The organism is Niastella sp., assembly GCF_045805085.1.
Taxonomy (GTDB): domain Bacteria; phylum Bacteroidota; class Bacteroidia; order Chitinophagales; family Chitinophagaceae; genus Niastella.
In genome coordinates this window covers 1-2,758 of the sequence record NZ_JBJMLX010000516.1, presented here as the reverse complement: position 1 = coordinate 2,758, position 2,758 = coordinate 1, and the positions used below count along the sequence as shown (strand labels likewise).

The 2,758-nt window shown below is 45.1% G+C and carries 3 protein-coding genes and 1 pseudogene; 2 read left to right on the top strand and 2 right to left on the bottom strand.

The genetic code is table 11. The annotated features are described in order from the left end of the window. A partial coding sequence (locus tag ACJ751_RS26955; protein ID WP_407748644.1) for a Crp/Fnr family transcriptional regulator occupies window positions 1–571 on the top strand: 571 nt, incomplete at its 5' end. A 118-nt stretch (window positions 572–689) separates the two neighbouring features. Continuing rightward, window positions 690–1,544 (top strand): SDR family oxidoreductase, encoded by an 855-nt coding sequence (locus tag ACJ751_RS26950; RefSeq protein ID WP_407748643.1) that lies wholly within the window; start codon window positions 690–692, stop codon window positions 1,542–1,544. A 6-nt stretch (window positions 1,545–1,550) separates the two neighbouring features. Here the strand turns inward: ACJ751_RS26950 and ACJ751_RS26945 are convergent, their stop codons facing one another. Together ACJ751_RS26945 and ACJ751_RS26940 are read right to left on the bottom strand one after the other, a co-directional pair. Next, the gene (locus ACJ751_RS26945; RefSeq protein WP_407748642.1) at window positions 1,551–2,369 is read right to left on the bottom strand and encodes a helix-turn-helix domain-containing protein; all 819 of its coding nucleotides are present in this window, start codon (window positions 2,367–2,369) and stop codon (window positions 1,551–1,553) included. Between the two features lie 65 nt (window positions 2,370–2,434). Then, window positions 2,435–2,758: pseudogene (locus tag ACJ751_RS26940) on the bottom strand (oxidoreductase); the annotation flags it as partial.

Here is a 2,758-nt window from a genome sequence, read left to right as displayed (position 1 = left end):
GTTCAAAAAATATCTTGCGGAGAAAATGACGCTGACCGGGGAGGATTGGGCAGTTATTGAACCAGTATGTATTATCAAAAAATTGAAGAAGCGCCAATTCCTGTTGCAGGAGGGTGATGTGTGGCGGTATCATGCATTTGTTTGCAAGGGCTGTTTGCGCAGGTACAGCATCGATGCAAAAGGGATAGAACATATCATTCAGTTCTCCATTGAAAACTGGTGGGCGGGCGACAGGGACAGCCTGATGAATAAAACACCTTCCAAATATAACATCGACGCCGTTGAGGATTCTGTTATCCTGGTGATCCGGAATGAAGATTTCGACAGGCTTTACCAGCAATTGCCTGCCTTCAATACTATGGTGAACCAAATCCTTTTCAGAAGTTTTAATGCTTCGCAGGAAAGAATAAATGCCACCATCAGCATGACGGCTGAAGAAAAATACCTGTACTTTATAAATAACTTTCCTGCGCTGGCCAACAGGATCCCACGCCATATGGTAGCTTCTTACCTGGGTATTACGCCTGAAACGCTCAGCAGAATAAAAGGTAATCTTTCCAAAAACAAATAACCCGCGCGTGTTTCCTTGATATTTGTCAAGGAACTTTGTAGCATTTGTCAATGGACACCGCCCTGTGGCGGGCATAGTTTTGTGTGGTAAATGAATTAAAAACTTACAAACACAAACTATGTCAAAGACAATATTAGTTACAGGAACAAGCACAGGTTTTGGCAAACTGATAACCAAAACACTGGCTGGTGAAGGGCATACCGTAATTGCCACCATGCGTGGTGTTGATGGAAAAAATGCTGCTGTTGCCAAAGAGCTGGCCGCCCTTCCCAATGTGGAAGTGGTTGAGCTGGATGTTACAAGCGATGAGTCGGTTACTACTGCGATTGGCAAGGTACTGGCCCGCCATGGACAAATAGATGTACTGGTAAACAATGCCGCTGTTACCGGATTTGGATTGCTGGAAGCGTATTCGCTTGACCAGATCAGGAATATGTTTGAAGTGAATTTCTACGGTGTGCTGCGCACGTACCAGGCTGTTCTTCCTTCCATGCGGAAACATAAGAATGGATTGATAATCAACATTACTTCCGGCGCCAGTGGTCATACGCTGCCTTTTATGGTGCCTTACCTGGCCTCGAAGTTTGGAGTGGAAAGTATAACAGAAGGCCTGCAGGATGAGTTAAGTGATTATGGCATCGAAAACGTGAGCATTCAACCAGGTGTTTACCCCACTGAAATGAACAATGGCAGCAAGGCGGGGTTTTATGCCGACAAACCAACAATAGTTGCGGAATATGGGGAAGCTGCTGCTAACAAATTAAATGCAGTTGGCGCCGGCCTATTTGGGAAGATGGCCGAATTCAACATGGACCCGCAAACCATTGCCGATGGAATATTGGCATTGGTGAATATGAAAAAAGGCACTCGCCCTTTACGTTATCCGCTCGATGCAATAGCTCAGGGAACTGATGTTGAATTTATAAACGCAAGGGCCGAGATCAAAAAGAGATGGGTAGCAAAGTATAGTTAATGATGCCTATTCGTCTGTATTATTTAATAAACTCGCAGGCGGGTATCCATAATGCTTTTTAAAGGCAAACGAAAAATGCGACAGGTCTTCAAAACCGGCTTCAAGGTATACATCTGCAGGCCGGTTTTTCTTTTCCGTTATCAGGTAATGCGCCAGTTCCAGTCTTTTTTGCAACAACCATTTTTGCGGTGGAATGCTATAAGTTTTTTTGAAATCGCGGTGAAAGGTAGACAGGCTGCGGCCGGTGAGGTAACCAAATTTTTCAAGGGGCATGTTGAACATAAAGTTCTTTTCCATAAAATCGGCGAGGTCTAATTTACCGGGATCGCTGAAGTTGGTAAGCATGCCGTCGATGGAAGGATCGATAACCCGGAGTATACTGATGGCTTCACTGATCTTGAGGTTGGCTATGTTCCCGGGAAATGCTTCCTGCATGTCGAAATAAGGGATCAATGAAGCGAGGCAGCTTTCCAGCAAAGGGTGATCGTTAAAAACGCGGATCTTTTGTGGTTGGTATTCTGCGGGCTTCATCTCCTGGTTTGCATAATAAGTTCTAAGCCGTTCTACCGACAGGTGCATGACCACTGTTTTGTGCGGCAAGCCGTCTTTTGGATAGTTTATTATAGTGGCCAGTTGATTGCGCGGAATTAAAAATATATCGCCTGCTTTGAATACGTAATGGGCATCTGACTGAATAATTTTTGTTTCTCCTGAGATAAACCATACCAGCATATGGTGTTCGAACAGCACTTCTGTTTTAAACAGCCTGTCTGCATAGCAGGAAAGCTTGATGTCAGGAGTAATATATTGGGCCTGGTATTCCATCTGAGATTTATATTACAAAATAAAGCCGTTCCGGTTAAACGGGCCGGCTTTATTTCAGGTTGATATTAATTAACCGGGAATGTTACACCGGTCATTTCCTCACTCAGTTTCCATAAGCATTGGGCGTTTTTCCCATCAACGGAATATGGTTTTACGCCACGCAAGGTAGCCGGCTCATCATAGCGATGTTCTATATTTCCCAGGTCCAGGTCGGCAATGTCGCAATCTTCGCAATAGACGCCTCCAATATTATTGAGCAGGGGACTGGTGGCGCACCATACGGTGGTAGCTGCGCCCTGGGGCGTGGTTTTTAGTTTGCGGGCCACTTCCGGTTTTATTATACCATCCTGGTCGTGGGTGCCCATTTGTTTGAACAGTTCCATAGGCGC